Here is a 25,350-nt window from a genome sequence, read left to right as displayed (position 1 = left end):
AAGATCTTTCCGGTCAGCCGCACCAACGGCTGGCAGCGTCGCTCGGACGGTTCCGGGCGCTTACGTTCAAGGAAAATCCATGTCAGCCTCCGCAGGCAAGCGCCGCTTCGCGCGTATCGATCGTCTTCCCCCGTACGTCTTCAATATCACCGCCGAGCTGAAAATGGCGGCGCGCCGCCGTGGCGAAGACATCATCGACATGAGCATGGGCAACCCGGACGGCGCCACGCCGCCGCATATCGTTGCCAAGCTGACCGAAGCCGCACAGCGCCCCGATACCCACGGTTACTCCGCCTCCAAGGGCATCCCGCGACTGCGCCGCGCGATCTCGCACTGGTATCGCGAGCGCTACGACGTCGAGATCGATCCGGATACCGAGGCCATCGTCACCATCGGCTCCAAGGAAGGGCTGGCCCACCTGATGCTGGCCACGCTCGATCGCGGCGACACCGTGCTGGTGCCCGACCCGAGCTACCCCATCCATATCTATGGCGCGGTGATTGCCGGGGCCGATATCCGCTCCGTGCCGCTGGTGCCGGGCGTGGACTTCTTCGCCGAGATGGAACGCGCCATTCGCGGCAGCTATCCCAAGCCGAAGATGATCGTGCTGGGCTTTCCGTCCAATCCCACCGCGCAATGCGTGGAGCTGGACTTCTTCGAGCGCGTGATCGCGCTGGCGCGCAAGCACGATATCTTCGTGGTGCACGACCTGGCCTATGCCGACATCGTGTTCGATGGCTGGAAGGCGCCGTCGATCATGCAGGTGGAAGGGGCGAAAGACATTGCCGTGGAGTTCTTCACGCTGTCCAAGAGCTACAACATGGCGGGCTGGCGCATCGGCTTCATGGTTGGCAACCCGGATCTGGTGGCCGCGCTCACGCGCATGAAGAGCTATCACGACTACGGCACGTTCACCCCGCTGCAGGTGGCCGCCATTGCCGCGCTGGAAGGCGACCAGCAATGCGTGAAGGAGATCGCCGCGCACTACCAGACGCGCCGCGACGTGCTGGCGCGCGGGCTGATCGAATCCGGCTGGCCGGTGGAGATTCCCAAGGCGTCAATGTATATCTGGGCGCGCATCCCCGAGCCGTATCGCGCGCTGGGCTCGCTGGAATTCTCCAAGCAACTGCTGGCCAAGGCCAAGGTTTGCGTCTCGCCCGGCATCGGCTTTGGCGACTACGGTGACGAGTACGTGCGCTTCGCGCTGATCGAGAACGAAGCGCGCATCCGCCAGGCGGTGCGCGGCATCAAGGCGATGTTCCGCGCGGACGGGCTGGTGAAGGTGCCTGTGGACGAGCACCAGCCGCACGGCCACGCGCCAAAGCCCAAGGACTGAGTGCGTCGTTTTTCCGTATCCGCGTGCACGTGAGCACACGCCGGCGCCATGCCGGCGTGCAACGATCAGGCATGCCCTGATCGGCCAAGCATGGCCAGCGGGTGGGCCTCACGCGGCCAAGGGCTGTCGAAGAAAGACTGCACCACGGCCTCGCTGACCTCGCTCGCAGCCCTCACGCGCCAACGCGGCGCATTGTCCTTGTCGACGATCAGCGCGCGCACCCCCTCGATGAAATCGCCTTGCGTGAACGCGTGCGACACCACGCCGAGCTCCATGCGAAAACAATCGGCAAGATCCAGGTCGCGGCCGCGCAGCAGCAGTTCCTGCGTGACCGCCATCATCAGCGGCGATCGCCCGCGCAGGATCTCGAGCGTGCGCGCGGCCCAGTCGGCATAGGCCGGGTCGGATTCCGCGGCCAGGCTCTCGAGCAGGCCAGCCACGCTGCCGTCTGCCCGGAAATGCCGCAGCACGGCAGGCAGCACCGACTGCAGCGGCGCCGCCGGCACGCCGGCGGCAGGCGTTGCGTGCAGCGCGGCGCGCAGGTCCGCCAGCACGTCGCCTGTCCGGTTGATGGCTGCCAGCGTCTGCTCGAAGTGCTCCAGGCTTGCGGCAGGCACGGCGATGTCGGCGAGCTTGCACAGCAGCGTATCGGCAGCGCCAAGCGTCACGCCTGTCAGCCCGACATAGAGCGCCAGCGGCAGCGGCAGCTTCGACAAGAAATGGCTCGCGCCCACATCGGGCACCAGGCCGATGCCGGTCTCCGGCATGGCCACGCGCGAGCGCTCGGTGACCACGCGCAGGTGCGCGGCCTGCGCCAGGCCCATGCCGCCGCCCATGACGATGCCGTCCATCAGCGCCACCACCGGCTTGGGGTAGCAGTGCAGGCGGTAGTCAAGCTGGTACTCGTCCACGAAGAACTGGCGGTGCAGCGCCGTACCCGCGTGGAAGCTGTCGTACAGCGCGCGGATGTCGCCGCCGGCGCAGAACGCCTTTGGGCCCGCGCCGCGCAGCACCACCGCGGCGATGTCGTCGCGCACGGCCCAGGCGGCAAGCTGCGCATCGAGCAGGCCGATCATCGGGTAGGACAGGGCATTCAACTGGCGCGGCCGGTTGAGCGTGATCAGGCCGATGCCGTTGATCTCATCGAAGCGCACCTCGTCTTCGGCGCTCGGCGCGGCGGCGGGGCGTTCCTGGGTGGCATCGTTCGGGTTCAGGCGCATGGCGTGGCTCCTAGGCATTGCGCCATTGCGGCGCACGTTTTTGCAGGAAGGCGTTGACGCCTTCGCGCTGGTCCTCGCCGTCGAACAGGTCGACAAAGCGCTCGCGCTCCAGCGCCAGCGCCGGGCCGCGCGGCACGCCCTGGCGCGCCAGGTGCACCAGCTGCTTGCTGTAGGCAGCCGCGCGCGGGCTCACATTGCTGGCGCGCTCGGCCAGGCGCAGCGCCGCGTCCAGCGCCTGGCCCGTGGGCACCATCTCTTCCACCAGCCCGATGCGCAGCGCGGTGGCGGCATCGATGCGCTCGTTGGCCAGGATCATGCGCTTGGCCCAGCCCTCGCCCACCAGCCAGGGCAGGGTTTGCGTGCCGCAGCCACACGGCAGCAGGCCGACGCCGGCTTCCGGCAGCGCCATCTGGGCCTGTTCCTCGGCAATGCGCACGTCGCAGGCCAGCGCGCATTCCAGCCCGCCGCCCATGGCATAGCCGTTGATCGCCGCGATCACCAAGGGGCGTGCGTTTTGCAGCGCCTCGAAGGCGGCACCGAAGCGTTGCGCCATCAGCCGCGCATGCGCGCGATCGCCGTCGGCAAAGCCATTGAGGTCGGCGCCGGCGCTGAAGAAGCGGCTGCCGTCGCCGGTGATCACGATGGCGCGCACGCGCGTGTCCGCGTTCAGCGTGGCCACCAGTTGCTGCAACTGTGCCAGCCCCTCGGCGTTGAACGCATTGGCGGGCGGGCGCTTGAGGGTGAGGCGGGCGATATGCCCGTCGATGACGTGCTCGATCATGCTTGCCGCTCCTCTTGGGCCAGGTACTGGCGGATCACGCCCGAGAAGTCGAGCTGTCCGTCGCCGGCCTGGCTCACCGCCTGGTAGATCTGCTGGGCCAGTGCCCCGAGGAACAGCGGTTGCCGCACGCTGCGGGCGGCATCCGTGGCCAGGCCCAGGTCCTTGAGCATCAGGTCCGCGCCAAAGCCGCCGCTGTAGCCGCGCGAGGCCGGCGCGGTCTCGATCACGCCCGGGTAGGGGTTGCAGGTGTCTGCAGCCCAGCAACGGCCGGTGGAGGTGTTGACGATCCCGGCCAGCACGCCGGCGTCGATGCCCAGCTTGACGCCGAGCGCCATGGCTTCCGACACGCCGATCATGGAGATGCCGAGAATCAGGTTGTTGCAGATCTTGGCGACCTGTCCGGTGCCGGTGTCGCCGCAATGGACGATGTTGCGGCCCATGCCGGACAGCACGGGTTTCAGTTGTTCGAACAGGCTTGGTTCGGCGCCGACCATGAACGTCAGCGTACCGGCCTGCGCGCCGCCGGTGCCGCCGGAGACGGGGGCGTCGGCAATCGGGTTGCCTTGCTGCTTGGCCTCGACGGCCAGTGCGCGGATGGTGGCCGGGTCGATGGTGCTGGAGTCCACTAGCGGTACGCCGGGCCGTACGCCGGCAAGGACGCCTTCCGGGCCGAGGTAGGTGGCGCGGACGTGGGCGGCGGCCGGCAGCATGGTGATGACGAAGTCGGCTTCGGCGGCGGCCTTGCGGGCGGAGGGGGCTACGGCTGCGCCGTCGGCTTGCAGGGCGGACAGGGCGGTGGGGTTGAGGTCGAATACGGTCAGGGTGTGGCCTGCCTTGAGCAGGTTGCGGGCCATGGGGGCGCCCATGTTGCCTAGGCCGATGAAGGCTATGTGCATGTTGGGTCCTTGTTCTTGGTGGTTGGTGTTTGGTGGTTGGTGGTTGGTGGTTGTGGCAACCGCTTAACTGCAACTGCAGTTTCACCACGCCTGCGGCGCGGCGACCTACTTTCTTGTCTTGCCAAGAAAGTAGGCAAAGAAGGCGCGCCGGATGGGGCGACTACCCCCTCGGGCTTCGACGAAAAGAGCGGCCGGGACCCAAACTCGCATCGCCTTAAGGCGATACTCAGACATGGGTCCCTCTTTTCCGCTCTTTTCGCCGAATCCCGAGGCGCCCCATACGGCCTTGGCACACCTCCACGGCTCGCTTCGCATCGCCGTGGGTGTTTCCCGCCCCAAGGGGCGGGAAACACGGCTACCACAGTTGGTTGATCTTGGCGCTGGTTGGCTCCCCTCTCCCACTTGTGTGAGAGGGGTTGGGGGAGAGGGCGGGCGCTGGCCGAAGGCGATGCGTGCCAATCAGCGCAGGCCAATCAGCGCAGGCTGATCGTCGTATTCACCCCGTCATTTACCGTTGCGTCGTCAAACCACCTTGCGGTGACGGTCTTCGTCTGCGTATAGAACTGCACCACTTGCTTGCCATAGGGGCCGAGGTCGCCGAGCTTGGAGCCGCGTGAGCCGGTGAAGCTGAAGTAGGGCACGGGTACCGGGATGGGGATGTTGATGCCGACCTGGCCGACGTCGATCTCGCTCTGGAACTTGCGGGCGGCCGCGCCGCTTTGCGTGAATACGCCGGTGCCGTTGCCGAAGGGGTTGCGGTTGACCAGGGCGATGGCTTCGTCGAGGGTGTCGACGCCGATCACTACCAGCACCGGGCCGAAGATTTCCTGGGTGTAGATGGACATCTCGGTGGTGACATCGGCAAACACGGTCGGGCCGATGAAATTGCCATCGGGGTAGCCGGCTACCTGCACGTTGCGGCCATCGAGCGCCAGCGTGGCGCCTTCGCGTTCGCCGGCTTCGATCAGGCCGAGCACGCGCTGCTTGGCGGCGACGGAGACTACCGGGCATACGTCGGTGCCAGGCTCGTTGCCGGCGCCGACCTTGAGCGTGGCGGCCTTTTCCACCAGTTCGGGCAGCCATTCGCGCGCCGCACCCACCAGCACGGCTACCGAGGTCGCCATGCAGCGCTGGCCGGCGGCGCCGAAGGCTGCGCCGGCCAGCGCGTTGAGCGTGTGCTCGCGGTGCGCGTCGGGCAGCACCACGGCGTGGTTCTTGGCGCCCATCATCGATTGCACGCGCTTGCCGTGCGCGCCTGCGAGGTTGTAGACGTGGGTGCCCACGGCGGTGGAGCCGACGAAGGAAACCGCCTTGATGTCCGGGTGCGTGCACAGCGCGTCCACCACCTCGCGCGCGCCATGGACCACGTTGAGCACGCCGGCGGGCACGCCGGCCTCGATGGCCAGCTTGACCAGTTCCATGGTGGACAGCGGGTCTTGCTCCGAGGGCTTGAGCACGAAGGTGTTGCCGCACACGATCGCCATGGGGAACATCCACAGCGGGATCATGGCCGGGAAGTTGAACGGCGTGATGCCGGCGCACACGCCAATCGGCTGCTGCAGGGTGTAGGTGTCGACGGTGGCGGCCACGTTCTCGGCAAAGCCGCCTTGCTGCAGCGTGCCGATCGAGCAGGCGTGTTCCACGACCTCAAGCCCGCGGAAGATGTCACCTTCGGCGTCGGCCAGGGTCTTGCCTTGCTCGGCGGTGAGGATGGCGGCGATGCGCTTGCTGTGCTCGCGGATCAGCGCCTGGTACTTGAGCATGATGCGCAGGCGCGCGCCCAGCGGTGTGTGGCGCCACGTGGCAAAGGCGCGGTGCGCGGCGCCTACGGCGGCATTGACCTCGGCCGCGGTGGCCAGCGGCACCTGCGCCAGCACCTGCTGGGTGGCCGGATTGACCACGGGGCGGAATTCGGTGGCAGCGGATTCCACCCACTCGCCGTTGATCAACAGCTGGACGGTGGGCACGGCGGCGTTGGGGTTCTGGGCACTCATGGGGTGGTCTCCGTCGGTTCTATGTGTGGGTGGTGCAAGGCAGGAAAGCGGTCGGGCAATCGGCTCAAAGGGTGCGGGCGATCAGCATGCGCTGGATCTCGCTGGTGCCTTCGTAGATCTGCGTAATGCGGGCGTCGCGGTAATGGCGCTCGACCGGGTAGTCTTCCAGGTAGCCGTAGCCGCCATGGATCTGCAGCGCCTTGGAGCACACGCGCTCGGCCAGTTCGGAGGCATAGAGCTTGGCCTGCGAGGCTTCCGACAGGCAGGGCTGGCCGGCCGTGCGCATATGCGCGGCACGGTGCACCAGCAGGCGTGCCGCGTTGAGCTCGGTGGCCATGTCGGCCAGCATGTTGGCAATGGGCGCATGCTCGCGCAGCGGGCGGCCAAACTGCACGCGCTCGGCGGCGTAGCGGCAGGCGGCCTCAAAGGCCGAGCGGGCGATGCCGAGTGCCTGCGCGGCAATGCCGATGCGCCCGCCCTCCAGGTTTGACAGGGCAATGCGCAGTCCCTCGCCGGGTTCGCCGAGCAGGGCGTCGTGCGGCACGTGGCAGTCGTCCAGCGTGATGGCGCAGGTGTCGGAGGCGCGGATGCCCATCTTGCGCTCGGGCGTGTGCACCGAGAAGCCGGGCGTATCGGTGGGCACCACAAAGGCCGACAGGCCGCGCTTGCCTTGTGCCGGCTCGGTGGCGGCAAACACGATGGCCACGCCTGCGCGCTGGCCGTTGGTGACGAACTGCTTGCTGCCGGATAGTACCCAGCCATTGTCCGTGGCGCGCGCCCGGGTGCGCAGGTTGTGCGCTTCCGAGCCGGCCTGCGGCTCGGTCAGGCAGAACGCGCCGATGATCTCGCCGCTGGCCAGGCGCGGCAGGTAGCGCTCCTTTTGCGCCTGCGTGCCGTAGTGCAGGATCGGGCCGCAGCCCACCGAGTTGTGCACGCTCATCAGGGTGGCGCAGGCAGCGCAGCCGGCGGCGATTTCCTCGATGGCCAGCGCGTAGGCGATGTAGTCGGTATACGTGCCGCCCCATTCCTCCGGCACGATCATGCCGAGCAGCCCGAGCGCGCCCATCTCCGCCACCACCTCCGGTGGCAACTGGCCGGCACGGTCCCACTCGGCAGCGCAGGGCGCCAGGCGCTCGCTGGCGAAGGCGCGCGCGGTGTCGCGGATCATGGCTTGCTGTTCGCTGAATTCGTGATGCATGGCGGCTCGGGTTGGGCCGGGATTGGCGTGGGGGCACGCGATCCGGGTGAGGCTGGCGGTCTGGTGGCCCGCACTGGGCGGGAGTGTTGGCAGCAAGTGTAGGAAGACAGGCGAGGCGCTCCTATGCCAGAATCCGCCAACCTTGCTGAACTCGTTTGCCACTGCCGGCAAGCCTGGGCCAGCGAGCCATCCGTTCCAGATCCTTGCCTTTCCATGGAAAAACACAGCGTCGCCATCTGCTTCGTGCATCACGCCATCGCGGGCTTGCGCGCGCGCGGCATCGCGCCGGAGCCGGTGCTGCAGGCGGCGGGCATCGTGCCCGCGCTGCTGGCGGTGCCGCAGGCGCGCGTGTCGGCGGCAAGCTATAGCGCGTTGTGGCTGGAGGTGGCCGCCGCGCTGGACGATGAATTCTTTGGCCAGGACTCGCGCCGCATGAAGTGCGGCAGCTTTGCCATGCTGTGCCACGCCATCGTGGGCAGCAAGACGCTGGCGCAGGGGCTGGAGAGGGTGGTGCGCTATTTCGGCTTGCTGCTGGACGATATCGGCGTGCGGCTGGAGCGCGAAGGCATGGGCGGCGAGCCGGGCGCTGGCAAACGCGCACGGGCTGCGCTGGTGCTCACGGCCACCTCAAGCCAGCCGCCGAGCGTGTTCGCGCAGGAGACCATGCTGATCATGCTGCACGGGCTGATGAGCTGGCTGCTGCGCCGGCGGGTGCCCGTGCTGCTGGCGGCGTTCAGCTATCCGGAGCCGGCCTATAGCGCCGAGTACCGCCTGATGTACTCGCGCCACCTGGCGTTCGGCCAGCCGGCCACGGCGCTGGTGTTCGACGCGGCCTGGCTGGACCAGCCGGTGCACCAGGACGAGCGCAGCCTCAAGGCCTTCCTGCGCGACGCACCGCACAACGTGGTGGTGAAGTACACCGACCGCACCAGCATCATGGCGCGCGTGCGGCGCCAGTTGCGCTCGCAGCCGCCGGAGCAGTGGCCTACCTTCGACCGCCTGGCGCACGACGTGCATATGTCGTCATCGTCGCTACGGCGCCGGCTGATGGAGGAGGGCGGGACCTACCAGCAGCTGAAGGACGAGATGCGGCGCGACCTGGCCATCGAAGCGCTGAGCCATTCCAGCCGTCCGCTGGCGGAAATCGCGGCCGAGCTTGGCTTTGCCGAGCCGGGTGCCTTCCATCGCGCGTTCCGGCGCTGGACCGGGCTGCGGCCCGGGGCATACCGGGGCACGCCGTTGCAGGATTAGAGGCCGCCTTTGCGGGTCGATTGAGGTTTGCCAGTGGCCAGTTCGGCGGGCGCGCCGGCCGCTGCCGGGGCAGGCACATGCGCCAGCATGCGGTTGCGTCCCGATAGCTTGGCCATGTAGAGCGCCGTATCGGCGCGCGCGGTGAGCTGCGCCAGGCTCTCGCCGGGGTGCCACTGGGCATAGCCGCCGCTTACCGTGTAGCGCACGGTGCCAAACGGGCCGCTGACGCGGCTACCTTCGGCCAGCAGGCGGATGCGCTCGGCGGCGGGGCGGGCCGCTTCCAGCGAACTGGCGGGCAGCAGCACGACGAATTCCTCGCCGCCCATGCGGCCGATGCTGTCAGGCGCGCGCAGGCTGGCGGCGGCCAGGCGCGCGAACTCCACCAGCACGGCATCGCCAGCGGCATGGCCAAAGGTGTCGTTGACGGCCTTGAAGTGGTCGATGTCGATGATCAGCAGCACCGGCGCGGGGCCGCCGCGCCCGGCGCGCGCCAGCTCGCGCGCGGCCTCGTTCTCGAACGCCTTGCGCGACATCACGCCGGTCAGGAAATCGGTGTTGGCCACGGCTTCGAGCTGGCGCACCATGGCGTCGTGGATCATCAGCACGGCGCCCATGGTGAGGCCCGGCATGGCCAGTGCGCCGAGCACCAGGAAGGCGGTATTCAATCCGGGCGTGCTCGTCGTGGCAGGGTGGTCCATGACCGAGAGCGCAGAGAGCACGCCTCGCAATACATGTGCCGCGGACAGGAAGAAGGCGAACCCGGCGGTGGTCAGGTAATGGCTGGCCGGGCGCGCCCGCGGGCGGTAGCGCACCAGCACGTACCCTGCGCAGGCGCAGAACGTGGCGTGGAATGCCGAGACGATGACCACACGGGTATTGAAATCATTGAATACGTAGCGCCACGTCACGACGCCGGCCACCACGGCGAGGGTGCCGGCGATCATCGTGCGCCAGGGTGGCCGCCGCCCGCAGAAGCGGGCGATGCCCGCGTGAAACAATGCCAGCCCCCAAGCCAGCGCGCCGTTGGCCACCACGATCGACAGCGCGTCCGGGATCCTGTCACGCAATGTAATCAGCAGCAGCGCGACCATGGCCGTCAGGTTGGCTTGCCACCACAGCGTCACGCCCGGCTGGCCGCAGCGCCGCAGCGACCAGACGATCGCCAGCATCATGACGCTAAGGAGCGTCGTAACGGCTAGCAGGGCGAACGGGTCGGACATCTGCAAGTTTCCTCCGGTGCCGTGGGTGGGCGTGATGAGGTGCGATGGGGCTTGATGAGGCGGGTCGTCTCGCCGGGCCTCGCGGCGAAGCTCGCGAGAATACCTCAATGGCGCTGTCTCCATTCACCTACGCACGTGGGGTGTCGGACATCCGCCTGCCGCAGGCCGGCGCGAGAGGACGCGCCGGGGCCGGACGGCTAGAATGCTGGGCGGAGCGCTTTGATCGGCGGGGCGCATCAATGTCTGCCTGATCCCTTCATCACTGTCTTGGCCTGAAACACAATGCAACCGATCAGATTTGACCTCGGCGACCTGCAGGCGATGGTGGCCGTGGTGGAGCAAGGTGGCTTCCGCGCCGCCGCCGAGGCCCTCAGCCTGTCGCAGCCGGCCCTGTCGCGCCGCATCGACAAACTGGAGCAGGCGCTCAATGTCAGGCTGTTCGAGCGCACCACGCGCCGTGTCACCCTGACCGTGGTAGGCCGGGAGTTTGTCGGCAAGGCGCGCGCGCTGCTGGCGGAAGTCGAATCTTCGCTGATGGGCATCGGCGACGCGGCCGCGACGCGCTCAGGCGAAGTGACGGTTGCCTGCGTGCCGTCGGCGGCGCATTACTTCCTGCCGGCGGTGATCGCGCGTTTTCATGCGCAATTTCCCAACGTCCGCGTCAAGATGGTGGACGAAGGCGCCAACGTCGTCTTGCACAGCGTGGCCAGTGGCGAGGCGGACTTTGGCCTGAACTTCATCGGCACGCAGGAGGCCGACCTGTTGTTCGAGCCCTTGCTGCGCGATCCTTTCGTACTGGCTTGCCGCCACGATCATCCGCTGGCCCGGCGCCGCTCGGTGAAATGGGCAGAACTTGGCGCCCACACGCTGGTAGCGTTAGCCAGGTCGAGCGGCAACCGGCTGATGCTGGATCTTGCCCTCGCCGAGCTGCCGCTGCGGCCGGCCGCCTTCTACGAGGTGCGCCATGTCAGCAGCGTGCTGGCGCTGGTGGAGGCCGGGCTGGGGGTAGCGGCCGTGCCGCGCCTGGCGCTGCCCGGTGGCGAGCGCGCCACGCTGGTCGCGGTCCCCCTGCGCGATCCTGCCGTGTCCCGCACGCTGGGCATCCTGCGCCGCCGCGGGCGCACGTTGCCGGCGCATGCGCAAGCGCTGTACGACATGGTCGGGCAGGCGGTGGCACGGCGCGGCCGGAGCGCGGCCACATCGGCGCAAGGCGTGGACGGCAGTGCCGGTATTGATGCGTAAAACCGATCAAAGCCAAGAAACATTGCATTATCGCCATGCGCGGTGCTTGCATAGAATGGTCGGCCTGCCTCGCGGAGACTGACGCGGGCAGGCCGATTCCCATTTCAATGCCCACAGAGAGCGCATATGACCAAGCCAACCACGCCGACCATGCTGACCATTGCAGCGCCGTACCCCGTCAAGGCAGCCCGCAAGCTTGTTTCCCCTTCCCATCCCCCGCGGCAACACAAGCAGCGATGGCTGGCACTCATGCTGGCCGGCGTGGCGCTGGCCGCCGGCAATGCGCTGGCCGACGAGGTCAAGGTCATGAATTCGGGCGGATTTACCGCGGCGTACAAGGCCCTCGGCCCGGGCTTCGAGAAGGCCACCGGCAATACGCTGTCCACCGCATGGGGCCCGTCGATGGGCAAGTCGCCCGAGGCCATTCCCAACCGGCTCGCGCGCGGCGAGCACGCCGACGTGGTGATCATGGTGGCCTATGCGCTGGATGACCTGATCAAGCAAGGCAAGGTACTGCCGGACAGCCGGGTCGACCTGGCCGATTCGCGCATCGGCCTGTCGGTGCGCGAGGGCGCGCCCAAGCCGGATATCAGCACCGTTGACGCATTCCGCAAGACCCTGCTGGATGCCAGGTCCATCGCCTACTCGGACAGCGCCAGTGGCGTCTATGTCGAGACGGAGATGTTCAAGAAGCTGGGCATCGAGGCGCAGGTCAAGGGCCGAGCCCACAAGATCGAGAAGACACCGGTAGGCAGCGTGGTGGCGCAGGGCGATTACCAGATCGGGCTGCAGCAGGTCAGCGAGCTGCTGCCGGTCAAGGGCGCCAGCTTTGTCGGCAAGATTCCCGAGCCGTTGCAGAAAATCACCACGTTCGCCGCCGGCGTGCCGGTGGGGGCGGAGCATCCGGAGGCGGGGCGCGCGTTGATTCGCTATCTGGCTTCGCCTGCGGCGCGGGGAGAGATCGAGCGCAGCGGGATGGATCCGGTCGTGGGGAATACGCGGGGACAGTGAGTGTGAGAGGAGGGGCGGGCGCTGGTTGCGCGTTCGCCCTGACGCTTGCCCTGGCGATCTGGAGCGGCGGCGAAGCGGCTCCGGCAGGTCTGCTCCAGCGCGAGGAGACTTCATCCTGAAACCGGTTCTTGGCATGCCGTGCAGCCGGATTCAAAACAATCCGTCTGGATGGTATGATCCGCGTCCATGACACAAGCACACCGCAGAAAGAAGCAGCCCGAAGTGCTGCGCCCGCAGCTATTGCACTCCGCGGCCCAGCTCGCCATCGAGTCCGGCCTGCGCGCCGTGACGCTGGATGCGGTGGCGGCGCGTGCCGGCGTCAGCAAGGGCGGCTTGCAACATCATTTCCACAACAAGCAGGCGCTGCTGGACGCGCTCTTCGACGATGCGGTTGAGACCTTCAACACCGATGTGGCCGCTGCGATCGCCAGCGACACGCAGGCCGAGGGCCGCGCGGCGCGGGCCTATATGCGGGCGACGTTGCAGGAAGAGCGCAGAGAGGACACCGCCAGCTATCTGCATCTGCTGCTGGCGCTGATGCTGACCGATGCCGATACGCGCGATCGGTGGGCGCCACGCATTGCCGAAATCACACGCCCCGATCCGCTGCCCGCGGCGGAGGCGGCGAGGCTGATGATTTGCCGCCTGGCTGCTGACGGGCTGTGGCTCGCCGACCTGCTGGGCAGCCAGTCGATGGAGCCCGGGCTGAGGGCGGAGGTCCTGCGCCAGCTGGATCAGATGACGCGAATCCAGCCGCAATGAACGCCCGATCGAACGCGCAATTGAATACCCGGCTGAATACCCAGCTAAACGCGCAACCCGGCGCCTGGCAGGACGCCGGCGCGCCCACGCAAGACACAGCCGGCACCCCTGGCGCCGACGCGAATCTGCACCGGGCCATCGACGCGGCCCGCGAGGCTCTGCTGAGCCACCAGCATCGCGACGGCCACTGGTGCTTCGAGCTGGAGTCCGATGCCACCATTACCGCGGAGTACATCCTGATGATGCACTTCGTGGACGAAATCGATGCCGAATTGCAGGCGGCGATGGCGGTCTACCTGCGCAGCATCCAGCGGCAAGACCGTCATGGTGGCTGGGACCAGTATCACGGCGGCGCGCTTGACGTGTCATGCAGCGTCAAAGCCTATTTCGCGCTGAAGGCGGCCGGTGACGACCCCGATGCCCCGCACATGGCCCAGGCCCGCCGCGCCATCCTGGCGCAGGGCGGGGCCGCCAAGGCCAATGTTTTCACCCGCATCCTCCTGGCCACGTTCGGGCAGGTGCCTTGGCGCGCCACGCCCTTCGTGCCGGTCGAGCTCATCCTGTTCCCGCGCTGGGCGCCGGTGCACCTGGACAAGATGGCCTACTGGGCGCGCTCCACGCTGGTGCCGCTGACGGTGCTGTGCTCGTTGCGGGCCAAGGCCATCAATCCGCACGGTGTCGGGGTCAGCGAGCTGTTCGTCACGCCGCCCGAGCGCGAGCGGCACTATTTCTCCCGCGAGGGCCTGATGCGCAAGGCCTTCCTGGTGGCCGACAAGCTGGCACGCAGGATCGAGCCGTGGATTCCTGCCGCGGTGCGCCGGCGGGCCATCGCCCGGGCGCAAGCCTGGTGCGTGGAGCGCATGAACGGCGAGGATGGCCTGGGCGGCATCTTTCCGCCGATGGTGTACTGGTACGAGATGATGGCGCTGCTTGGCGTGCCGAAGACCGATCCGGCACGCGTTACCTGCCTGGCCGCGATCCGCAAGCTCGTGGTGCGCCGTGCCGATGGCTCGGCCTATTGCCAGCCCTGTTTGTCACCGGTGTGGGATACCGCCTGGAGCATCATGGCCTTGCAGCACGCCGGCACCGACGCGTGCACGCAGCAGGCGGTGCAGCGCGCCTACGACTGGCTGGAAGCGCGGCAGGTGCGAGACCTGCGCGGCGATTGGGGCAAGCACGTGCCGGCCTCCGTGCAGCCCGGCGGCTGGGCGTTCCAGTACGCCAATGCCTATTACCCTGACATCGACGACAGTGCGGTGGTCGCCGCCATGCTGGCCGTGCACGCGCGCCGGATCGGCCAGCCCGAGCGCTACCAGGACGTGGTCGCGAGCGCCGTGAAATGGATGGTCGGCCTGCAATCGCGCAACGGCGGCTTTGGCGCCTTCGATGCCAACTGCGATCGCGAGTACCTGAACCGCATCCCCTTCGCCGACCATGGCGCCCTGCTGGATCCGCCCACCGAGGACGTTTCCGGGCGTGTGCTGCTATGCATCGGCCTGAGCGGAAACCGCGAAGCGCACGCCGCCGCCGTCGCGCGCTGCGTGGCCTATCTGCGCCGCACCCAGCGCGCCGACGGCGCCTGGTGGGGACGCTGGGGCAGCAACTATATCTATGGCACCTGGAGCGTGCTGGCGGGCCTGGCGCTGGTGGGCGAGGACGTGCGCCAGCCCTATATCCGCAAGGCAGTCGACTGGCTGCTACGCTGCCAGCACGCCGACGGTGGATGGGGCGAGACCAACGATAGCTACTTCGATGACGCGCTGGCCGGCACCAATGGGGGCGAGAGCACGCCCAACTGCACCGCCTGGGCGCTGCTGGCCCTCTTCGCCGTGGGCGAGGTGGATACGCCCGCAGTGCGCAGGGGCATTGCTTACCTGCTGGACTGCCAGGCTGTCAGCGGCCTTTGGCAGCATCCTTCGCACAACGCGCCGGGATTTCCCCGCATCTATTACCTGAAGTACCACGGCTATACCGCCTACTTCCCGCTATGGGCGCTGACGCGCTACCGTCAGCTGGCAAGGCGCCCGGCGGCGAAGTAGGGGGCGAGGCGGCCGGTACGGCCCCCCGGTCAGTCGCGCATCGCCGGTATGGCGTTGCCCGTCAGCAGTACCGCCGCCTGCTCGCCATACGCCACCACGTAACCACCGTTGGACGCTTGCCATGCCTGGGCGCCTTGCCGGTCGGCGAACCAGAGTTGCTGGTAGTCGCCGAACTGTCCAAGGTCGAGGCGGTAGCGGTCCAGTACCCTGGCGGGCCGGCTGTCGATGTCGCGTTTGCATGCGGACCAGCTGGCGTAGCCCAGTTCGGCCGCCAGCAGTTGCAGGCAGTGCTTGAGCTGCAGGGTGTGGCGCAGCCGGTAGAGTTCCGCGACGCTTTGCGCGCGTACCTGCGCGCGGTGGATGCGTCGGATCACCGGTAGCGCCTGCATGGCTTGTTCGGCGTGGAGCTGGCGCAGCAGCCTGCGTGCATGGCGGCGCAGGAAGTCGCTATTGGCGGGGCGAGCGGATGTGTTGAGCGTTGTGAGCCACATGTCATGTCCTTTGCAATGCCGTTTCCCGCGGCGGCAAAAAAGGTCAACGGTGTGGTTCTTGCAACGAACTGGCGGTGCCGGGCTGGATCGCTCGGCACCGTACGGTACGGGCAGGCAGGTGCGCTGGCTTTTGCGGGAGCGGGCGCCCTGCCTGCGCCCGGGCCAGATTATATGCCAACGGCGGGTCGGCTTGGCAAGCGTTGCTGGATTCAGGGTGCGCCCGCCCTCTGGCCGTATACCAGCCGCCAGCCGCCAGCCTGCTAGGCAGCCTGCGCCTCGATCTCGGCAGTTAGTCCGAGTTCCTCCACCAGCCGCGCCGCCAGCGCTGCCGCCTGGTTGCGCACGTCGATGATGGTGCCGGACTCCCACAGCGCCCCGCGTAGCGGCGCGCCCAGTGCGCTGAGGCCCGGCACGAGGCGGCCGCCGCGATCGAATACGCGGCCGTGCCCGTCGCCGTCCAGGCCGGATCCGGCTGCCGCTGGCCGCACCAGGCCGCGCGCCAGCAGGCTGCGCACCAGCGGCCGGGTGTTGCCGGCGTGCCAGCCGTATTCCGCGCCGGTGCAGTTGATGGCGGCGTCCACCGTCGCCGGGGCCTCTAGTTCGCGGGAGAGGTGCAGGGCCACCCGGACGGGTTTCTCCGCCTTGCCTGCGGGGCCGCGTTGCCAGCCCCTGGCGTTGTTCACTTTATTCTTGCTGGCCACGGCTTCGAGCGCGGTGACGCGGGCGGCGTGCACATGCAGGCGGCCCTGCGCACGCACTGCCGCGAAGACCGCGTGCGTGGGCGGTGCCGCGCGATGCAGCAGGTTGTCCCAGAAGGGACGCACATGGCGCAGGAAGCGTTGGCGCTCCGGCACGCTGGCGGCTGCCCACAGCGGGGCGATGTAGGTGCGCAGCGCGGGCGGCACGCTTTGCCAGTCGAGGCCCTGGGCGGCTAGCTTGTAACGCTGCCGGCGCACCCAGCGGACCACGCTGCGGGCGGTGGGCGCGGCCAGCGCTTCGGGCCCGGCGGCGGCGAGGAAGTCGTCGCAGGGGCCGGCGTTGTGGCGCAGCCAGGGCACCAGCGCGCGCCGCGAGAACGCGTGGTAGGTGCCGGTGAAGCCGAGCCGTTCCAGCGTGGCAACCACGTCGAGCATGGTCAGGCTGGTGCCGATCAAGGCGATATCGCGCGCGCTTGCGAGCCGGGCCAGCGCGTCGGGTTGCCAGGGATCCGGGATGTAGCGGCCAGCGGTTTCCAGTGTGTCGTCCTGTGCCAGCGCTGGCCGTGCCTGCTGCACACCGGTGGCCAGCACGATGTGGTCGGCGTCCCATGCGCGGCCGTCGGCGCTGCGCACGCGGTGCGGCACGCCAATGGTCACGTCGGTGATTTCCGTGCGCACGTGCTCCAACGTGGCGCGTCCGGCGGCGTCGGCCAGGGCGCGCGCCAGGGTGTCTCCCAGGTAGTCGCCATAGACGCTGCGCGGGGCGAAGGCATTGTCGGCCTCGGCTGGGCTGGCATGCCCGTGGCGTACCAGCCATTGCGCGAAGTCCTCCAGCGCTTCGGGATAAAGGCTGAAGTTCAGCGCGGGCCCGTTCAGGTAGTGGGCCGGGTCCTGTGTGCTGTAGGCCAGCCCGCGCCCCGGCTCGGCACGCGGCTCGAACAGATGGATGGCAAGCGGGGCGCTGCTGTCGCGCAGCAGGCGGATGGCGCTCAGGGTGCCGGCCATGCCGCCGCCGACGATGGCGATGCGGCGCGGCTGGGAGTCGGGTCGGGTCATGATGGCCTCAGGCTTGGGTGCCGGGCGGCGTGGCTGCCGCGGCATGGGTTGCGACGTCGGCCGCCGCGCGCAGGGCCTGCGCGCCCGCGCCGGTCAGGATCGCGTCGTTCTGCGGCGTGTGGATGCGGCTGCAGAGCACGTTGCGGTAGTGGCGCTCAAGCGGGTTGCCGCGCGACAGGGCGGGGTTGCCGGCGTGCCTGAGCGCGAGCTCGACGGCGGCGATGGCGTTGTCGGTCACGGTGAGCTTGAGCAGGTTGCTGTCGCTGGCGCTGGCTGGCGCGCCGGCATCGGCGTCCGCGCTGAAGCGCTCCAGCAGGACGCGGTTGGCCAGCAGCCAGGCGTCGATGCGGCCCACCGCTTCCTGGAAGCGCGGCAAGGTGGCCAGCGGCGCGCCCAGGCTGCCGGGGGCGCGCAGGTTGAGCCATCCCACGAACCAGTCGCGGGCGCTGCGCGCCACGGCGTCATAGAGCGTGCCGAGCAGGGTCGATGTCCACACGGCCCAGGCCGGGTCGTAGCGCTCGCCCCAGGCGGCGGGCAGGCGCAGGTCGACCGCGTAGGCGGCGGGCAGCGGCGTGTTGTCGAAGACCACGTCGTGGCTGCCGGTGGCGCGCATGCCAAGGTGGTCCCAGGTGGGCACCACGCTGATGCCGGGCGCATCGCGCGGCACCAGGAACACGCCGGTGCGCGGGGCCGGCTCATCGGTGCGCCCCCACACGGCCAGCCAGCTCAGGGCCGGGATGCCGGTGGAGTAGATCTTGTGGCCGGACAAGAGCCAGCCATCGCCATGCCGGCGCGCCACCGTGGCCGGCAGGCCGCCGCGCGCGGGAGACCCCAGCTCGGGCTCCACCCGCAGCGAGTTGATCAGCGCGCCTTGCGCCACCGCGCTGCGCTGCACCTGCTCGCGCACGGGCGCCGGCCATTGCGTGTCTTGCGCCAGGTTGCGGTGGCCAAGGATCTGCATCACCAGCACCAGCGCGGTAGACGGATCTCCGGCGGCAACGTGATGGACGACGCGGCGGGCGTCGGCGAGTCCCGCCCCGGCACCGCCAAGCGCGCGCGGCACGGTCAGGGCGAGCAGGCCAAGCTGGTGGAGCTCGGCGATGTTCTCGAAGGCGAAGCTGCCATCGCGGTCATGGGCGGCGGCGCGCGCCGCAAAGCGTTCGGACAAGGCACGCAGCGCTTCGTCGGAGGCAAGCGCGCGGGCCGCGTCGGGCGGTGGCGGGGCGGGCTCCGCAGGCTCGGCTGAGGCAAAGCCGTTGTCGCGATGCCACTGGGTAATCCGCTGCCGGCTGGTGGTGCCGGTGGACTGCAAGCTCATGGTTGCTCCTGTCGTGTGCTTGTGCCGTTTTGTCTTTGGTGTTGCGTCGCGGGGGCTTAGTGGCAAATCAGCCCGCTTTCCACCAGCATCATGTTGAAAGCGGCGTCGCCGGCGGCCGCATCGCGCAGCCGCGCAAGGCGTCCGTCGCGCTGCCAGCGCGCCAGCCATTGCGCCAGGTAGCGGGCGGATTGCGCATCCGGCTGGCGCAGCGCCAGCGCCGCGCCCTCGCCGTCGAGCACCAGCGGCGCCGCGGCAAAGAAGCGCCATTCGGGCAAGCGCATCACCCGGGCGACCAGCGTGGCGTCTTCCGCCACCGCCGCGCACTCGCCGCGGCGGAATGCCAGCAGCGCCTGCAGCGCAGAGGGATAGCTGCGCAGCACGGCGCCGGCGCGCGCCAGCGCGGGTTGAAAAGGGCTGCCCGCGCTCACGCAGGCCGTCTTGCCGTTGAGTGCATCGAGCCGGCTGACCGGCGTGTAGCGCAGCGTCAGCAAGGTGCCGCGCGGCGTGGCCGGTGCCGGCACGGCAGCCGCGCGCGGACGTGCGGTGTCTTGCGGCGCGCCGAAGGCAAGGTCGATATCCGTGTTGGCGCTGTTGCCGAAGCTCGCAACGGGCAGATGACGCAGCCGCACCGGTACGCCCAGCGCACGGCCGAGCTCGGCGGCCAGTGCGGCCTCGCCCGGGTCGGGCTCCGCGATCAGGGGCCGGCCCGGTGGCGTGGGGCGCGGATAGGCGTGCACGCCCACCACCAGCTCGCCGCGCGCCCTGGCTTGCAGGAGCAGCGGGCCGGGCTCGGCCGGTTGTGCTTGCCAGGGTGCACCCGTGAACAGCCAAAGTGGCATTGCCATGGCACCGGCGGCCAGTGCCATGGCGCCTGCCGCGCGGCGCGCGGCACGCAGCGCTGCCGGCGGGATGCGGGGCAGGGCGCGCGCTGGATCGCGCTCTTGCACCGCATGCGGGCCCAGCCACCCGGTGCCGTTCAGATGCCAGAGTTCATCGGGCATGGCTTACCATCCCTGGCCCAGTCCCAGCAGGCCCAGGATCTCGCGGCGCAGCCGGATCAGCTCGGGATCGTCGCGGTGGCGCGGGTAGTCGCGATCGATCTTGATCTCCGCGGTGATGCGCGCGGGGCGTTCGCTGAACACGATCACGCGGGTTGCCAGCAGCAGTGCTTCTTCCACGTCGTGGGTGACCAGCAGCGCGGTAAAGCGCGAGCGCTGCCATAGCGAAACCAGTTCGCCTTGCATGCTCAGGCGCGTGAGGGAATCGAGCTTGCCCAGCGGTTCGTCGAGGATCAGCAAGCGCGGCTCGTTGACCAGCGCGCGCGCCAGCGCGGCGCGTTGCGCCATGCCGCCGGACAGCTGGCGCGGATAGGCCCGCGCGAACTCGGTCAGGCCGACGCGCGCCAGCGCATCGTCCACGCGCTCGCGCTGGCTGCCGAGCAAGCCGCGCGCCTCCAGGCCCAGCGCGGCGTTGTCCCAGACGGTGCGCCACGGGTACAGCGTCGGGTCCTGGAATACCACCACCCGGCTCGGGTCCGGCCCGCCGATCGGCACGCCATCGACTGCCAGCGTGCCTCGCCGCGGCGGCTCCAGCCCGGCAACGAGCCGCAGCAGGGTGGACTTGCCGCAGCCGCTGGGACCGAGCAGGGCCACGAATTCGCCCGGCTCGGCCGTCAGGCTGACGCGGCTGAGCACCGGCAACACCTGGTCGCGCAGGGTGAAATGGTGGCTCACCTGGTCGATCGTCAGGCGCACGCCGTTGCTGGCGCTGTCCCTGCCGGCAGCAGCTTGCGCAGGTTGGGCCGGGGCGGGCTTGTCGAGCACGGCGCTTACCATTTGACCACTCCTTTTTGCCATGCCAGCAGGCGATCCCGCGAGCGGAACAGCAGCGTGATGAGCCCCGAGAAGATGATCGCCATGACCAGCAGCGCGCCGTACATGCTGGCGTAGGCGGCCCAGCCCTGGGCCCATTGCAGATACCAGCCCAGCCCGGACTTGACGCCCAGCATCTCGGCCACCACCAGCACGGAGAACGACGCGCCAAGGCCCATGAACAAGCCAACGAACACGCTGGGCAGCGCCGCGGGCACGGCCACCTTGAGCACCAGGAAGCGCTCCTTGGCGCCGAGCGTGCGCGCCACGTCGTAGTACGCCGGGTCGACCGCTGCCACGCCCGACCAGGTCAGCACCGTGACCGGGAACCACGTGGCCAGCGCCACCAGGAAGGTCGCGGCGCTGGCGCTGCTGGGAAAGGCGAAGAATACGATCGGCAGCCAGGCCGTGGCCGGCAGCGGGCCCAGCAAGCGCAGCACCGGATGGACCCAGTAGCCCGCGCGGGTCGACCAGCCGATGGACACGCCGGTCAGGAAGCCCGCCAGCGCACCCAGCAGGTAGCCGGTGGCCAGCAGGCGCAACGAATGCGCCACGGCTTCTGCCAGCCGCGCATAGTCCTCGACAAAGACTTCGACAAGCGCCTGGGGTGGCGCGAAGAAGGGGCGCGGCAGCAGCCCGAGCTTGGCGGTCACCACTTCCCAGATCAAGGTCAGCACCGCCAGCACCAGCAGCCATGGCCCCGCGCGGCGCAACGAGGCGCCAACGCCGCCCAGCCGGTGCTGCACGAAGGCCAGCACCAGCAACACCACGGCAATGCCCGTGAACAGCGAGGCGGTCTCATGGGTTAGCGGCCAGTCCTCCGGCTCCGGCCAGAACTTGACGATGGCCGCCACGCTCAGCCAGGCCGCCGCGGCCAGCGCGCCACCTAGCCAGACGCGCGGCACGGCGGGCGCGGGCACGGCCAGGAAGTCATCGTGCGCATCCTGCAGGCCATGCGCGCCGTGTTGTCCTTCAGCCGAGAACGTTGGCATAGATGCGCTCCGCAAATTTGTTGGAGTCGGTGCCCGGCCGGATGACCGACACCAGCTTGAGCTCGTCCGTGTATTGCGCCAGTTCCTTCTTCAGGTCCGCGCCGACCGGATGGTGGCCGTGGGTGTGGCTCTTGAGCATGGCCACCACATCGGCCTGCGGCACCTTGGCGAACTCGGCAAAATGCCGGGCAGTCTCTTCCGGGTGGGCGACCGTCCAGTCCTGCGCCTGTAGCACGGCATGGGTGAGCGCGGCGGCGGCCGGCTTGTCCTCGCGCAGCAGGCTGCCGCGAATCCCCAGCACGCAGCAGGAGCGGTTGGCGTATTCATCCGACAGGTTGGTGGCCACCTCGACCAGGCTGCGTTCCTTGCGCAGCAGGTAGGTGCGCGGATCGCCATCGGCGGCGGCCTGGGCCTCGCCCTTTTCCAGCGCGATGCCGAGCAGGTCCGCCGGGTATTGGCGCCACTGCACGTCGCGCACCGGGTCGATGCCGCGCTTGGCCAGCAGGATGGAGAAGAAATTCTTGGCCGGGCTGGCCATGTCGCTGACCGCTACCGTCTTGCCCTTGAGGCTCTTCAGGTCGGTCACGCCGGAATTGCGCAGGGTGAGCAGCCGCATGCAGCCGCCGTGGGTGGCGGCGGTCAGCTTCACGTCAAAACCCTGTTCCAGCGGCTTGAGCCAGCGCAGCGCCATGCCTACGCCCGCATCCGCCTTCTTGGTCGCGATGGCTTCCAGCAACTGGTCGGTGGAGCCGCCAAAGTTGATCAGTTCCACCTCCAGCCCATGGTTGCGGAAGATGCCTTCCTTCACCGCCGCGGCGACCGGCGCCAGGCACACGCCGCTGGCGTTCCAGGCCAGCTTGATCGGCTTGAGCTGCCCCGCCGCGCTGGCCCGGGACGTCCAGACAAAGGGCGCGATGCCGCTGGCCACGGCCAGCGTGCCGGCTGCCTGCAGCCAGCCGCGGCGGCTCAGGGTGGCGGTGCTGCGCGGATGGTCCGCGGACGCGGGACCGTGGTCGGCCAACGGTTGCTCTGGCTCTTGATGCATGACACTCCTCGTTAGGCGGCGGTATGCCCGATGTGGTGGGATGTGGACGATATGCACCATGCTAAGAACAGGTTCACTGCAATAGAACGAATTTGTTGGCACAAGCTTGCACGCCCAGCGACTAATGCGGCCGCTGCATATGCTTGTACCGAGGCGGTAGCCGATGGCCCGCTGGGTTAAGATCGCCGCTTTCCGCTCCGGTCAGATCGATGCAAGCGCAGGCAGTCGCCGCCCCAAGGCGGGTGGATATCGTGGTGTACCCCGGCTTCAAGGCCATGGAGGCGATCGGCCCGATGACGGTGTTCGACTACGCCAATGTGCGGCTGGCCCAGCTCGGGCAGCCACCGGCCTATGCCACGCGGGTGGTGGCGCTGGAGGCCGGCCCGGTGCGCTCGGACACGTTGATGACGCTGGAGGCCACGGCGCGGCTCGATCCCGTGCTGCTGCCGGATATCGCAGTGATCGTCGGTGCGCGCGACATCGAGCGGGCGATGGGAGACGCCGAGGGCATCGTGCCGTGGGCACGCGCCGTGGCGCCACGCATCGGACGATTGATTGCGCTGTGTTCGGGCACCTTCTTCCTGGCGGCGGCGGGCGTGCTGGACGGGCGGCGCGCCACCACGCACTGGAGCGTGGCCACGCTGCTGCGCCAGCGCTTTCCGGCCGTGGAGGTGGATGCGGATGCCATTTTCATCCGCCAGGGCAACCTGTGGACGTCCGCGGGGGTGACTGCCGGCATCGACCTGGCGCTGGCCGTGGTGGAAGAGGATCTTGGCCGGGACCTGGCCCTATACCTGGCGCGCGAGCTGGTGGTCTACCTCAAGCGCCCGGGCGGGCAATCGCAGTACAGCCTGCACCTGGCCAGCCAGGCGACCAGCCATGCCGGCATTCGCGGCGTGCAGGACTGGATCCTGTCCGACCTGGCGCACGATTTCACACTGGAGGAAATGGCAGGGCGGGTGGCGATGAGCGAGCGCAATTTCCGGCGCGTATTTGCGCGGGAGACGGGCGCCAGCCCGATGGCGTTCATCGAGTCGGCGCGCATCGAAGGCGCGCGGCGGCTGCTGGAGCAGGGTGAACTGCCGCTCAAGGCCATTGCGGCACGCACGGGCTTTGGGTCGGATGAAGGGCTGCGGCGCGCGTTCCTGCGCCAGCTAGGTATCACGCCGCGCGAGTACCGCGAGCGGTTTGGCGCCGTGCAGCCATAGCGTGGCGCTCACGGGTTGCCTGTGGCAGGCGATGCGGCCACGGAGGGCGCATTGGCGTGAAGGCCCGGGTCCTGGCTCGCCGGGGTATCGGCGCTGGTGCCGTTCTGCGTGCTGTCTTGCGAGCGCTGGCGACCCCGGCCGCGGCCGCCGCCACGCCCGCTGGTCCCGACCGGCGCGGCGTGGTTCTGCCGCAACTCCTGGTTGATGCTGTCCACCGTGCGTGGCGAAGGCGTCATGCGCGCGAAGTTGCTCTGGATCGCGTTCATGGCTTCGTCGCCGCCGGCCGGCGAGCCTTGCGCAAAGGCGGCGCAGGAGAGCAGTAACGTAGCTGCCACGGGAATCAGGCGGAACGTGCTGGCGTTGCGGAGCATCGTGTTGTCCCTCGGGGTTGTCGCGATCCCGGAGGATGCTATCAGCATGGTGTGCCGGCGGGCAACGCGGCGCCCGGCGGATTCCGTTTCAGCGGCCACCGGCTTGTTTCAACGTATTACCAAGCGGCGCCGCCTGCCCAAAGCGAGGCGGCTCTACGCCAGGTTCTGCCCGATACGCCACAGCACCCCGGATGGGTCCAGCAGCACGAAATCCCGCATCTCATCGCGGGCGGGCACGAAGGCCTTGAGTTCGATGGCGGACAGGTTGCTCATGGTATGGGTGCCTCCAGGCCAGGCCCAGACAAGCGGCTGCGGTTGGATTTTTGTTTTTTTGCAGGAACGCAGGGCAATGCTCCAACGCTGCTGCGCACGCGTCTCGATCCCGACATTGTCGTGATGGGGCAGTACGTTGCCATCGGCGCCGCGGATCAATGTCCACATGGTTCGTGCGTGCAGGGGAGCGGCAGCTTGCCGCGCCCCCGCCGGCGGCGCGGTTCAGAGCTGTGCCGTGTGATGCCGTATATGGTTTTCCATCAAGGTGGAGATGAAGTAGTAGCCGTGGTCGTAGCCCTCGTGCCGGCGCAGCAGCAGCGGCTGCCCGATGGCGGCGCACGCCGCTTCGAAGACCTCCGGATACAACTGCTCCGCGAGGAATTTGTCGGCCAGGCCCTGGTCGACCAGGATGCCGCGGGGGAAGGGCGCCTTTGCCTGGCGCGCCATCAGCGCCGAGGCATCGTACTGTGCCCAGCTGGCGCGATCCTCGCCCAGGTAGCGGCTGAACGCTTTCTCGCCCCAGGGGCAACGCGTGGGCGCGGCGATTGGCGCAAACGCCGACACCGAGCGGAAGCGCCCGGGGTGACGCTGCGCCAGCACCAGCGCGCCGTGCCCGCCCATCGAGTGGCCGAAGATGCCAACGCGCTGCGCATCGGCCGGCAGCACGGTGGTGACCAGGTCGAACAGCTCCTGCGTCACGTAGCTCTCCATGCGCCAGTACTGGCTCCACGGCGCCTGCGTGGCGTCCAGGTAGAAGCCCGCCCCCACGCCGAAATCCCACGACTCGGCCTCGCCGGCAATACCGGTGTCGCGCGGGCTGGTATCCGGCGCCACCAGGATCAGGCCGTGCTCGGCGGCATAGCGCTGGGCCCCGGCCTTGATCATGAAGGTCTCCTCGGTACAGGTCAGGCCGGCCAGGTAGAACAGCGCGGGCAGGCGCTGTTCGGGCTGGACCAGCGCCTGTGCGGGCAGGAACACCGAGAACCGCATCGGCAGGCCGATGGTGGCCGACGCATGGAGATAGAAGCGCTGCACGCCGCCGAAGCAGCCGTGTTCGGAGAGAAGCTCGAGCATGGC

Annotated in this window: 23 protein-coding genes; 7 read left to right on the top strand and 16 right to left on the bottom strand. The window is 68.8% G+C overall.

From position 1 onward, the window contains the following. The first annotated feature begins 79 nt into the window (after positions 1-79). Complete coding sequence (gene alaC / locus F7R26_RS29070; protein WP_150985560.1) at positions 80-1,336, top strand: alanine transaminase; 1,257 nt, start codon at positions 80-82, stop codon at positions 1,334-1,336. A gap of 65 nt (positions 1,337-1,401) precedes the next feature. Here the strand turns inward: alaC and F7R26_RS29065 are convergent, their stop codons facing one another. The 5 genes from F7R26_RS29065 to F7R26_RS29045 all read right to left on the bottom strand — a co-directional run bounded on the left by F7R26_RS29065 (position 1,402) and on the right by F7R26_RS29045 (position 7,425). Then, on the bottom strand, positions 1,402-2,556 hold the full coding sequence (locus F7R26_RS29065; protein ID WP_150985559.1) for an enoyl-CoA hydratase/isomerase family protein: 1,155 nt from the start codon (positions 2,554-2,556) through the stop codon (positions 1,402-1,404). 10 nt (positions 2,557-2,566) lie between these two features. Further along, positions 2,567-3,337: an enoyl-CoA hydratase gene (locus tag F7R26_RS29060; RefSeq protein ID WP_043354937.1), complete on the bottom strand. Its 771-nt coding sequence runs from the start codon at positions 3,335-3,337 to the stop codon at positions 2,567-2,569. After that, the gene (gene mmsB / locus F7R26_RS29055; protein ID WP_150985558.1) at positions 3,334-4,233 is read right to left on the bottom strand and encodes a 3-hydroxyisobutyrate dehydrogenase; all 900 of its coding nucleotides are present in this window, start codon (positions 4,231-4,233) and stop codon (positions 3,334-3,336) included. Before mmsB ends, F7R26_RS29060 begins: the two co-directional genes overlap by 4 nt. A 473-nt stretch (positions 4,234-4,706) precedes the next feature. Next, on the bottom strand, positions 4,707-6,227 hold the full coding sequence (locus tag F7R26_RS29050; RefSeq protein WP_150985557.1) for a CoA-acylating methylmalonate-semialdehyde dehydrogenase: 1,521 nt from the start codon (positions 6,225-6,227) through the stop codon (positions 4,707-4,709). 64 nt (positions 6,228-6,291) lie between these two features. Beyond that, a complete protein-coding gene (locus F7R26_RS29045) occupies positions 6,292-7,425 on the bottom strand; it encodes an acyl-CoA dehydrogenase family protein (RefSeq protein ID WP_150985556.1) in 1,134 nt (377 codons plus the stop codon). Between the two features lie 213 nt (positions 7,426-7,638). On the opposite strand from F7R26_RS29045, the gene F7R26_RS29040 reads away from it, so the two are divergent. Next, positions 7,639-8,676: an AraC family transcriptional regulator gene (locus tag F7R26_RS29040; protein WP_150985555.1), complete on the top strand. Its 1,038-nt coding sequence runs from the start codon at positions 7,639-7,641 to the stop codon at positions 8,674-8,676. Here F7R26_RS29040 and F7R26_RS29035 read toward each other — a convergent pair. Next, entirely contained in the window at positions 8,673-9,896 is a 1,224-nt protein-coding gene (locus F7R26_RS29035) for a GGDEF domain-containing protein (protein WP_150985554.1), read from the bottom strand. The genes F7R26_RS29040 and F7R26_RS29035 overlap by 4 nt on opposite strands. Positions 9,897-10,178: 282 nt before the next feature. Here F7R26_RS29035 and F7R26_RS29030 point away from each other — a divergent pair, with 282 nt between their 5' ends. The 4 genes from F7R26_RS29030 (at position 10,179) to shc (ending at position 14,950) form a co-directional block, all read left to right on the top strand. After that, complete coding sequence (locus tag F7R26_RS29030; RefSeq protein WP_150985553.1) at positions 10,179-11,138, top strand: LysR family transcriptional regulator; 960 nt, start codon at positions 10,179-10,181, stop codon at positions 11,136-11,138. Between the two features lie 249 nt (positions 11,139-11,387). Next, the gene (locus F7R26_RS29025; RefSeq protein ID WP_150985626.1) at positions 11,388-12,149 is read left to right on the top strand and encodes a substrate-binding domain-containing protein; all 762 of its coding nucleotides are present in this window, start codon (positions 11,388-11,390) and stop codon (positions 12,147-12,149) included. 186 nt (positions 12,150-12,335) lie between these two features. Then, positions 12,336-12,911, top strand: coding sequence for a TetR/AcrR family transcriptional regulator (locus F7R26_RS29020; RefSeq protein WP_150985552.1), 576 nt, complete (start codon positions 12,336-12,338; stop codon positions 12,909-12,911). Beyond that, positions 12,908-14,950, top strand: coding sequence for a squalene--hopene cyclase (gene shc, locus F7R26_RS29015; protein WP_150985551.1), 2,043 nt, complete (start codon positions 12,908-12,910; stop codon positions 14,948-14,950). Before F7R26_RS29020 ends, shc begins: the two co-directional genes overlap by 4 nt. Before the next feature lie 29 nt (positions 14,951-14,979). Here the strand turns inward: shc and F7R26_RS29010 are convergent, their stop codons facing one another. From F7R26_RS29010 to F7R26_RS28980, 7 genes are all read right to left on the bottom strand, one after another. Next, positions 14,980-15,441 (bottom strand): hypothetical protein, encoded by a 462-nt coding sequence (locus F7R26_RS29010; RefSeq protein WP_150985550.1) that lies wholly within the window; start codon positions 15,439-15,441, stop codon positions 14,980-14,982. A 260-nt stretch (positions 15,442-15,701) separates the two neighbouring features. Further along, on the bottom strand, positions 15,702-17,195 hold the full coding sequence (locus tag F7R26_RS29005) for an FAD/NAD(P)-binding protein (RefSeq protein WP_170301843.1): 1,494 nt from the start codon (positions 17,193-17,195) through the stop codon (positions 15,702-15,704). Positions 17,196-17,202: 7 nt separating this feature from the next. After that, entirely contained in the window at positions 17,203-18,513 is a 1,311-nt protein-coding gene (locus F7R26_RS29000; RefSeq protein ID WP_150985548.1) for an acyl-CoA dehydrogenase family protein, read from the bottom strand. A gap of 56 nt (positions 18,514-18,569) precedes the next feature. Further along, a complete protein-coding gene (locus tag F7R26_RS28995) occupies positions 18,570-19,514 on the bottom strand; it encodes a substrate-binding periplasmic protein (RefSeq protein WP_150985547.1) in 945 nt (314 codons plus the stop codon). Between the two features lie 3 nt (positions 19,515-19,517). Then, a complete protein-coding gene (locus F7R26_RS28990) occupies positions 19,518-20,348 on the bottom strand; it encodes an ABC transporter ATP-binding protein (RefSeq protein WP_206702527.1) in 831 nt (276 codons plus the stop codon). After that, positions 20,342-21,376 (bottom strand): ABC transporter permease, encoded by a 1,035-nt coding sequence (locus tag F7R26_RS28985; protein WP_150985546.1) that lies wholly within the window; start codon positions 21,374-21,376, stop codon positions 20,342-20,344. The genes F7R26_RS28990 and F7R26_RS28985 overlap by 7 nt, the downstream gene beginning before the upstream one ends. Continuing rightward, positions 21,357-22,421, bottom strand: coding sequence for an ABC transporter substrate-binding protein (locus F7R26_RS28980; RefSeq protein ID WP_150985545.1), 1,065 nt, complete (start codon positions 22,419-22,421; stop codon positions 21,357-21,359). Before F7R26_RS28980 ends, F7R26_RS28985 begins: the two co-directional genes overlap by 20 nt. Positions 22,422-22,630: 209 nt before the next feature. Between F7R26_RS28980 and F7R26_RS28975 the strand changes: the two genes are divergently transcribed. Continuing rightward, the gene (locus F7R26_RS28975) at positions 22,631-23,629 is read left to right on the top strand and encodes a GlxA family transcriptional regulator (protein ID WP_150985544.1); all 999 of its coding nucleotides are present in this window, start codon (positions 22,631-22,633) and stop codon (positions 23,627-23,629) included. Positions 23,630-23,637: 8 nt separating this feature from the next. Here the strand turns inward: F7R26_RS28975 and F7R26_RS28970 are convergent, their stop codons facing one another. The 3 genes from F7R26_RS28970 to fghA all read right to left on the bottom strand — a co-directional run bounded on the left by F7R26_RS28970 (position 23,638) and on the right by fghA (position 25,347). Then, positions 23,638-24,000 (bottom strand): hypothetical protein, encoded by a 363-nt coding sequence (locus tag F7R26_RS28970; protein WP_150985543.1) that lies wholly within the window; start codon positions 23,998-24,000, stop codon positions 23,638-23,640. Between the two features lie 153 nt (positions 24,001-24,153). Then, positions 24,154-24,441, bottom strand: a complete 288-nt coding sequence (locus tag F7R26_RS28965) for a hypothetical protein (RefSeq protein ID WP_150985542.1) — start codon at positions 24,439-24,441, stop codon at positions 24,154-24,156. A 54-nt stretch (positions 24,442-24,495) separates the two neighbouring features. Beyond that, positions 24,496-25,347, bottom strand: a complete 852-nt coding sequence (gene fghA / locus F7R26_RS28960) for an S-formylglutathione hydrolase (protein WP_150985541.1) — start codon at positions 25,345-25,347, stop codon at positions 24,496-24,498. Positions 25,348-25,350 lie beyond the last annotated feature (3 nt).

Source organism: Cupriavidus basilensis, assembly GCF_008801925.2.
Classification (GTDB): domain Bacteria; phylum Pseudomonadota; class Gammaproteobacteria; order Burkholderiales; family Burkholderiaceae; genus Cupriavidus; species Cupriavidus basilensis.
The sequence above is the reverse complement of the archived record's forward strand: the minus strand, read 5'-3'. Positions and strand labels throughout refer to the sequence as shown.

Excerpts from the sequence above, each read along its gene's own strand:
- alaC (WP_150985560.1), top strand. The coding sequence starts at position 80 with ATGTCAGCCTCCGCAGGCAAGCGCCGCTTCGCGCGTATCGATCGTCTT.
- F7R26_RS29065 (WP_150985559.1), bottom strand. The coding sequence starts at position 2,556 with ATGCGCCTGAACCCGAACGATGCCACCCAGGAACGCCCCGCCGCCGCG.
- F7R26_RS29060 (WP_043354937.1), bottom strand. The coding sequence starts at position 3,337 with ATGATCGAGCACGTCATCGACGGGCATATCGCCCGCCTCACCCTCAAG.
- mmsB (WP_150985558.1), bottom strand. The coding sequence starts at position 4,233 with ATGCACATAGCCTTCATCGGCCTAGGCAACATGGGCGCCCCCATGGCC.
- F7R26_RS29050 (WP_150985557.1), bottom strand. The coding sequence starts at position 6,227 with ATGAGTGCCCAGAACCCCAACGCCGCCGTGCCCACCGTCCAGCTGTTG.
- F7R26_RS29045 (WP_150985556.1), bottom strand. The coding sequence starts at position 7,425 with ATGCATCACGAATTCAGCGAACAGCAAGCCATGATCCGCGACACCGCG.
- F7R26_RS29040 (WP_150985555.1), top strand. The coding sequence starts at position 7,639 with ATGGAAAAACACAGCGTCGCCATCTGCTTCGTGCATCACGCCATCGCG.
- F7R26_RS29035 (WP_150985554.1), bottom strand. The coding sequence starts at position 9,896 with ATGTCCGACCCGTTCGCCCTGCTAGCCGTTACGACGCTCCTTAGCGTC.
- F7R26_RS29030 (WP_150985553.1), top strand. The coding sequence starts at position 10,179 with ATGCAACCGATCAGATTTGACCTCGGCGACCTGCAGGCGATGGTGGCC.
- F7R26_RS29025 (WP_150985626.1), top strand. The coding sequence starts at position 11,388 with ATGCTGGCCGGCGTGGCGCTGGCCGCCGGCAATGCGCTGGCCGACGAG.
- F7R26_RS29020 (WP_150985552.1), top strand. The coding sequence starts at position 12,336 with ATGACACAAGCACACCGCAGAAAGAAGCAGCCCGAAGTGCTGCGCCCG.
- shc (WP_150985551.1), top strand. The coding sequence starts at position 12,908 with ATGAACGCCCGATCGAACGCGCAATTGAATACCCGGCTGAATACCCAG.
- F7R26_RS29010 (WP_150985550.1), bottom strand. The coding sequence starts at position 15,441 with ATGTGGCTCACAACGCTCAACACATCCGCTCGCCCCGCCAATAGCGAC.
- F7R26_RS29005 (WP_170301843.1), bottom strand. The coding sequence starts at position 17,195 with ATGACCCGACCCGACTCCCAGCCGCGCCGCATCGCCATCGTCGGCGGC.
- F7R26_RS29000 (WP_150985548.1), bottom strand. The coding sequence starts at position 18,513 with ATGAGCTTGCAGTCCACCGGCACCACCAGCCGGCAGCGGATTACCCAG.
- F7R26_RS28995 (WP_150985547.1), bottom strand. The coding sequence starts at position 19,514 with ATGCCCGATGAACTCTGGCATCTGAACGGCACCGGGTGGCTGGGCCCG.
- F7R26_RS28990 (WP_206702527.1), bottom strand. The coding sequence starts at position 20,348 with ATGGTAAGCGCCGTGCTCGACAAGCCCGCCCCGGCCCAACCTGCGCAA.
- F7R26_RS28985 (WP_150985546.1), bottom strand. The coding sequence starts at position 21,376 with ATGCCAACGTTCTCGGCTGAAGGACAACACGGCGCGCATGGCCTGCAG.
- F7R26_RS28980 (WP_150985545.1), bottom strand. The coding sequence starts at position 22,421 with ATGCATCAAGAGCCAGAGCAACCGTTGGCCGACCACGGTCCCGCGTCC.
- F7R26_RS28975 (WP_150985544.1), top strand. The coding sequence starts at position 22,631 with ATGCAAGCGCAGGCAGTCGCCGCCCCAAGGCGGGTGGATATCGTGGTG.
- F7R26_RS28970 (WP_150985543.1), bottom strand. The coding sequence starts at position 24,000 with ATGCTCCGCAACGCCAGCACGTTCCGCCTGATTCCCGTGGCAGCTACG.
- F7R26_RS28965 (WP_150985542.1), bottom strand. The coding sequence starts at position 24,441 with ATGTGGACATTGATCCGCGGCGCCGATGGCAACGTACTGCCCCATCAC.
- fghA (WP_150985541.1), bottom strand. The coding sequence starts at position 25,347 with ATGCTCGAGCTTCTCTCCGAACACGGCTGCTTCGGCGGCGTGCAGCGC.